This window comes from Bacillus sp. SIMBA_005 (assembly GCF_046535585.1).
Taxonomy (GTDB): domain Bacteria; phylum Bacillota; class Bacilli; order Bacillales; family Bacillaceae; genus Bacillus; species Bacillus pumilus.
This window is the reverse complement of record NZ_JAWRWI010001130.1, coordinates 1-237: the sequence shown is the minus strand read 5'-3', so window position 1 is coordinate 237 and position 237 is coordinate 1. Positions and strand designations below refer to the sequence as shown.

At 57.4% G+C, this 237-nt stretch carries 2 tRNA genes; both read right to left on the bottom strand.

Going from position 1 to position 237, the window contains the following annotated elements:
* Positions 1–80 precede the first annotated feature (80 nt).
* Positions 81–157 (bottom strand) — tRNA-Ile (locus tag SB660_RS23650).
* Positions 158–161: 4 nt separating this feature from the next.
* Positions 162–235 (bottom strand) — tRNA-Met (locus SB660_RS23645).
* Positions 236–237: the final 2 nt, after the last annotated feature.

Here is a 237-nt window from a genome sequence, read left to right as displayed (position 1 = left end):
GAACCCCCGCGGGCTTTGACACCCCTGTCGGTTTTCAAGACCGATCCCTTCAGCCGGACTTGGGTATTCCTCCGTATAGATGGTGGACCTTGTAGGACTCGAACCTACGACCGGACGGTTATGAGCCGTCTGCTCTAACCAACTGAGCTAAAGGTCCTTTATAGCGGCGGAGGGGATCGAACCCCCGACCTCACGGGTATGAACCGTACGCTCTAGCCAGCTGAGCTACACCGCCAT